The 6,330-nt window shown below is 60.0% G+C and carries 6 protein-coding genes; all 6 read left to right on the forward strand.

Translation table 11 applies throughout. The features are described from left to right. Positions 1-244, forward strand: a 244-nt coding sequence (locus HMPREF0178_RS22510) for a hypothetical protein (RefSeq protein ID WP_232281239.1), incomplete at its 5' end; no start/stop codon positions are given. 114 nt (positions 245-358) lie between these two features. After that, the gene (locus HMPREF0178_RS08535) at positions 359-1,078 is read left to right on the forward strand and encodes an ABC transporter ATP-binding protein (RefSeq protein WP_009380148.1); all 720 of its coding nucleotides are present in this window, start codon (positions 359-361) and stop codon (positions 1,076-1,078) included. A 2-nt stretch (positions 1,079-1,080) separates the two neighbouring features. Beyond that, positions 1,081-2,307, forward strand: a complete 1,227-nt coding sequence (locus tag HMPREF0178_RS08540) for an ABC transporter permease (protein ID WP_009380150.1) — start codon at positions 1,081-1,083, stop codon at positions 2,305-2,307. Further along, positions 2,300-4,036, forward strand: coding sequence for an SUMF1/EgtB/PvdO family nonheme iron enzyme (locus HMPREF0178_RS08545; protein WP_009380152.1), 1,737 nt, complete (start codon positions 2,300-2,302; stop codon positions 4,034-4,036). Before HMPREF0178_RS08540 ends, HMPREF0178_RS08545 begins: the two co-directional genes overlap by 8 nt. Before the next feature lie 437 nt (positions 4,037-4,473). Then, positions 4,474-5,931 carry a catalase gene (locus HMPREF0178_RS08550; RefSeq protein ID WP_005028120.1) on the forward strand — a complete coding sequence of 486 codons (1,458 nt, stop codon included), beginning with the start codon at positions 4,474-4,476 and terminating at the stop codon, positions 5,929-5,931. A 185-nt stretch (positions 5,932-6,116) separates the two neighbouring features. Further along, positions 6,117-6,330 (forward strand): hypothetical protein (locus HMPREF0178_RS22515; RefSeq protein ID WP_232281240.1); only part of this gene is annotated, 214 nt, incomplete at its 3' end.

A 6,330-nucleotide genomic window follows, 5' to 3' on the forward strand; every position in this document is an offset into this window, starting at 1 on the left:
CCCACCCCCTCCATCTCCCAAGACTTTTATGTTTATCGAATCCCTGTTCGCGGCTTTCCTTTTTGTCGAATTCCTGCTCACGGCTTTCCTTGAAACGGTTTTTGATTCGGAAAAAAGAGCTTTTCCAAACTCGCATTTCCTTGCAAGGCCAGCAGATATACAAATGTATTTTGTTTTTTCAGGAAACGGCAGACGCCCACAGGACCGCTGCAAGGCGTTTCGGGCGAAGCGCAGCTTCGTCTGAAACGCCTTGCGGCGGCACTGAGGGGGTCCGGGGGGCATCATGCCCCCCGGGCGGGGTCAAGGGGCGGCAACCCCTCCAAAACGGCCCGCACCTTGCCTCAGGAGGCATTTCCCTATGAATCTCTGCGAATTGCGAAACGTCTCGCTCGAACGAAAAGCGCGGGACTACACGTATCGGCTCCGCATCGACTCCCTGACCATCCGGGCCGGTGAAAAAATCGCGCTGATCGGCCCTTCGGGGTGCGGGAAAAGCACCGCGCTGGACTTGCTCGCCATGATATTGCCCCCAAGCGGGGCGGAAACGTTCCTGTTCAACGCACCGGGCGATACGCCGGAAGATGTGGCGGAGCTCTGGCGGCGCGGAGGGCGGGAACGTATGGCCCGCCTGCGGCTGCGGCATATCGGCTACGTGCTGCAAACCGGCGGCCTCCTGCCTTTCCTGAGCGCCGGAGACAACATTGCAACGCCAGGAAGGGCCAAGGGCATGGACGCGAAGGCCGTGGACGCCGCATTGAAGGAACTGGCCGGACGCCTCGGCATCGGGCACCTGCTCGGCGCCCTGCCGGGCAAGCTGTCCATCGGGGAACGGCAGCGGGCCGCCATCGCGCGGGCGCTGCTGCCGAAACCTGAGCTCGTGCTCGCCGACGAGCCCACCGCCGCGCTGGACCCCGTGACCGCGAAGAACGTCATGCGCCTGTTTACGGAACTGGCCGGAGAATGCGCGCTGGTCGTCGTGTCGCACGACCACAGGCTGGTCGAAGAAAACGGCTTCCGCTGCCTGCGTCTGGATGTGGACGGCGGGGACGGCTCCATCAACACCACGCTGCGGGGGTGAACATGCGTCTTTCCATCATCTGCGGCATGGCCCTGAGGGACTACTGGCACGAGCGCGCCCTGTCGCTGTGCGCGGTGCTTGCGCTGGCGACCGTGCTGGCTCCCCTGCTCATCCTGTTCGGCGTGCGCAACGGCGTCATCAGCAACCTTCAGGAGCGGCTGCTCCAAGATCCCCGCAACCTTGAAATCGTTCCCGTGGGCAGCGGCAAATACGGCAAAGACTTCTTCGAGGAGCTGCGGAAACGCCCGGACGTGGGCTATGTGGTCCCCCAGACGCGGGCCATAGCCGCGACCATCGGCCTGCTCCCCGCCTCCGAAAAAAAAGGCGGGCTGCCCCCCAACCCGGTCAACGTCAGCCTCATCCCTTCCGGTGCAGGCGATCCCTTGACCCGGCGTTTCGCCGGAAACGCGGCCCTGAAGGATGACGAAATCATCCTGACCGCGCCCGCCGCCGACAAGCTCGGAGCGCGCGCCGGGACCATACTGACCGGGCGGGTCACGCGGGCGCGGGGCATAACGCGGGAACAGGCGGAAACGCCCCTGCGCGTCAAGGCCGTACTCCCGCTGTCCGCGCTCCAGAAGGAGGCCGCCTTTGTGCCGCCGTCGCTTGCCGAGGACGCCGAAACCTACCGCGACGGCATGGGCGTGCCCGAACGCGGCTGGGACGGGTCGGCGCGCGGAGACGGCGAACGGCTCTACCCTTCGTTCCGGCTCTATGCCGCGGATCTTGACGGCGTGGCCTCGCTGCGGGACTTTCTGGGCGCCCGGAACATCGACGTCTATACCCGCGCCGAAGAAATCGAAAACGTCAAAATGCTGGACCGCTCCACAACGCTGGTGTTCGGCCTGATCTGCCTCGCGGCGGGCGTGGGCTTCCTCGCGTCCACGGCGAGCAACCTCGTCGCCGCCATCCGGCGCAAGCGCCGCGTGCTCGGCATTATCCGGCTCATGGGCTTTTCCGGGGCGGACATCGTATGCTTCCCGCTGGTGCAGGCGCTGTCCACATCCGCGCTCGGCATGGGGCTGGCCTTCGCGCTCTACGCCGCCGTCGCGGGCGTCATCAACGCCCTCTTCCCCCTCGGCACGGAACTCGGCGCCGTCTGCCGCCTGTCGTGGGCGCATGTCGGGGGGGCTGCCGGCGTCGTGCTTGTGTTGTCCCTGCTGGCCGCCCTGCCGCCGAGCCTTTCGTGCAGCCGCCTTTCACCTTCCGAGGTTATCCGCGATGAGTAAATGGTGTTTCCTTTTGATTGCCGCCTGCCTGTTCGCTCCCGATACGGGGCACGCCGCGCTCAAGGCGCGGGGCGACGTGAAGGCCGAAGACGCCTTCAACCCCAACCCCGCCCCCGATGATCTGATCCTGCCCATGCCCTGCGGGCAAAGCATGGTGCTCAAGGCTGTGGGGGTGCGCGGCAAGGGCCTGCTCTGGGATCTCGAAACCCGTTTCGGACGCCGAGGCGGAGGTTCCGACGATCGCGGCTATTATGACAGCCCGTATGCGTCCGCCATCTCGGGCCCGTTCGTGCTCAAGGATCTCCCTCCCGACTGGCAGCGGAAAATCAAGGCCGCCAACACGGACGCCGACGCCATGCAATTCTACTTTGAAGGCAAATACGAGGTGAGCAAACGCCAGTGGGATGCCGTCATGGGCGGGCAGTGCATGGATGGGGACGCCCTCCCCGCCCTCAGCCCCGAGGACGCGCGCCCCGTCGTCGAGGTCTCGTGGCATGAGGCGCAGGAATTTACCAAAAAGTATACGGAGTGGCTGCTTGCCAACGCTCTGCAGTCCCTGCCAGGCTTTCAGGGAGACGACAGAAACACCGCCTTTGTCCGCCTGCCCACGGAAGCGGAATGGGAATACGCGGCGCGCGGCGCCCAGAAGGTTTCGCCGCTGTCCCTGAGCCAAGAGGATTTCTTTGAAATGCCGACGGGCGACGCCATCAAGAACTACGCCGTGTTCCGCGACAGTGAGGGGACTTCGGAAGAAACGCTCCAGCGCATCGGCTCGCGCAAGCCCAATCCGGCGGGATTCTACGACATGGCGGGCAACGCCGCCGAAATGGTGCAGGACGGCTTCCAGTTCTCCCTCGGCGGACGGCTGCACGGCTCCACGGGGGGCTTTATCCGCAAGGGCGGCGGATTCCTGTCCACACAGGATGAGGTCATGCCCGGACGGCGGGAAGAAGTGGCTCCGTTCCTCAAGGACGGGCCCAACAAAGCCCGGGATCTCGGATTCCGCATTGCGCTTTCCGGCATCAACACCCCCGGCGGCGCAAGGCCCGCGGAACTGGCCTCGGAATGGAAAAAGGCCGGGATCGAGCTGTCAGCAGAGCTGAACCCCTCCGGCGATCCGCTGGAACTGGTGGCCCAGCTTGAAGCGCGGGCCGGAAGCGACGCGGAAAAGGCCAGCCTCAAAGGGCTTCAAAACCTGATCCGTGAAAACAATATTTCACTCGAACGCCAGAAGCGCTCCACGGTATCCAATGAAATCCGTTCGGCCGTCTACCTTGTGACCATGCTCAAGGACTGCCTGATCAAGCGGGAAATCATCGGCAAGGAGCTGCAGAACTTCGAGGACAAGAAAAAGCAGATCACGGCGGCCCTGCCCAAAATGAAAGCCGCCGAAGCCAACCAGTACAAGCAGGTCCTTGCCAGCCTCGACAAGGGCATATCCCTTTCCAAAACAGGCATCGACAATCAGGAAGCCGAATTCCGTTCCATGCTCCTGTTCTACAAACAGACGGTGGAAAATACCCAGAAGGTGCCGCAATCCCTCTTTGACGAAGAGTTGAAGGGCATCGGGCAGGAAATGTCCGGCAAGGCCCCACACCTCGTCAAGCAAAACGCCTCACTCCAGATCTACAGGAAGCACGTCGCCGCACTGCGCGGCGGCAAGCTGGCCCTGCTCTCGTCGGATGCGCTCAGAAAGGACATCCTGTCATTGATTCCCAAGGGGAAATGATTCATAAGAGGAGGGAGAAAACCTCTCCCTCCCCCTCTATTCTCCTGCGGACATATCTATTTCACTCTCCGTTTCCGGCTTTTTTTGTATTCCTCGGACGACCTTAAGATCATCCATCCCTTTCCCTCTCTGGTGCTCTCCACACCCCGATCCTTTTCCGCTTGCTTTCCTTCCATACCTTACCTGTGACACCGCTTTTCTTTTCCCCCATTTGCGGGAAGCCTGACGTCCTAGGAAAATCATAGCCTTTTCTTTCTTTTTTTCTAAAGTAACAAACTGATAATAAAGGATAATAAGGATTTCTTATTATCAATATTGATTATTGTTATTGACTTATCTGTGGGAAGCGCGCATGATTTCTTCACACAGGGCATCTCTGTTTCCTTGTAACGTCTCAACCCCACCCGGCCAGCCGGAAAAACCAAAAGGAGGCAACCATGTCCAACGATCTGCTCACAAACAACGCCGGTGCTCCGGTAGTCGATAACGAAAACGCCCTCACCGCCGGGCCTCGCGGCCCCATGTTGCTTCAGGATACGTGGTTTCTCGAAAAGCTGGCCCATTTCGACCGTGAAGTCATCCCCGAACGCCGTATGCACGCCAAAGGATCCGGCGCATACGGCACGTTTACGGTTACCCACGACATCACCCGCTATACCAAAGCCTCCCTGTTTTCCCAGATCGGCAAAAAAACCGATCTGTTCATGCGTTTCTCCACGGTTGCGGGCGAACGCGGCGCCGCTGACGCCGAACGCGACATCCGCGGCTTCGCCATCAAATTCTATACGGATCAGGGCAACTGGGATCTCGTGGGCAACAACACGCCAGTCTTCTTCCTCCGCGACCCGCTGAAATTCCCCGACCTGAACCACGTGGTCAAACGCGATCCCCGTACCAACATGCACAGCGCCAAAAACAACTGGGACTTCTGGACCCTCCTGCCCGAAGCGCTGCACCAGGTAACGGTCGTCATGAGCGATCGCGGCATTCCGGCGAGCTATCGCCACATGCACGGATTCGGCAGCCACACATTCAGCTTCATCAACGCGAACAACGAACGCTTCTGGGTGAAATTCCATTTCCGGACGCAGCAGGGCATCAAAAACCTGACCGACGCCGAAGCCGAAGCCATCATCGCCAAGGATCGTGAAAGCCATCAGCGCGACCTCTATGAGCACATCGAAAAGGGCGATTTCCCCCGCTGGACCCTGTTCATTCAGATCATGCCCGAAGCCGACGCCGAGAAACTGCCCTACCATCCCTTTGATCTGACCAAAGTCTGGTATCACAAAGACTATCCGCTCATCGAAGTGGGCGAACTCGAACTGAACCGCAATCCCGAAAACTATTTCGCGGAAGTGGAACAGGCCGCGTTCAATCCCGCGAACGTGGTTCCCGGCATCAGTTTTTCGCCGGACAAGATGCTGCAGGGGCGTCTCTTCTCCTACGGCGACGCGCAGCGCTACCGCCTTGGCGTGAACCATCACCTCATCCCGGTGAACAAATCCCGCTGTCCGTTCCACAGCTACCACCGCGACGGCCAGATGCGCGTTGACGGCAACTACGGCAGCTACACCAACTACGAGCCCAACAGCAACGGCGCGTGGAAGGACCAGCCCGATTTCTCCGAGCCGCCGCTAAAGCTTTCCGGCGACGCCGATCACTGGAAGTACCCTTGCGACGACGCCGACTATTACGAACAGCCCGGCAAGCTTTTCCGGGTTATGACGCCCGAGCAGCAGGAAGCCCTTTTCGGCAACACCGCCCGCGCCATGGCCGGTGTGCCCCGTGAGATCCAGATCCGCCACATTTACAATTGCTCCAAGGCTGATCCCGCTTACGGCAAGGGTGTTGCCGACGCCCTCGGCATCCCCATGAGCGAAGTGAAGTTGTAAGATACTAAGGTATAGAAGCATTGGGGAAGGGAGGGAAAACTTTTCTGGAGAAAAGCTTTTCCCTCCCTTCCCCAAACCCCCATCCCTCCCTTTCCAAAGACTTTTGACCTTATCGAATCCCTGTTCACAGTTTTTCTTACGCAATTCTCTTTAGGATAAGGGAAGTTCAACTTTGGTGGAGGGCCGTGCGGCAGGAATTTCGTTGGATGACGGGCAACTCAAAACAGCACGTTCTTTTTTTGGATTTACTCAAAAGAAAAACTCCCGAAGCAGAGTTGCTTCGGGAGTTCTTTTCAAAGCCGTTTTTACAAGGAACAATGTCGATCTTTTCCCCTCACCATAAACAGGGATTCGATAACGTCGAAAGTCTTGGGAAGGTGAGAGGAGGGGGTCCGGGGG

This window comes from Bilophila sp. 4_1_30, from assembly GCF_000224655.1.
GTDB lineage: Bacteria > Desulfobacterota > Desulfovibrionia > Desulfovibrionales > Desulfovibrionaceae > Bilophila > Bilophila wadsworthia.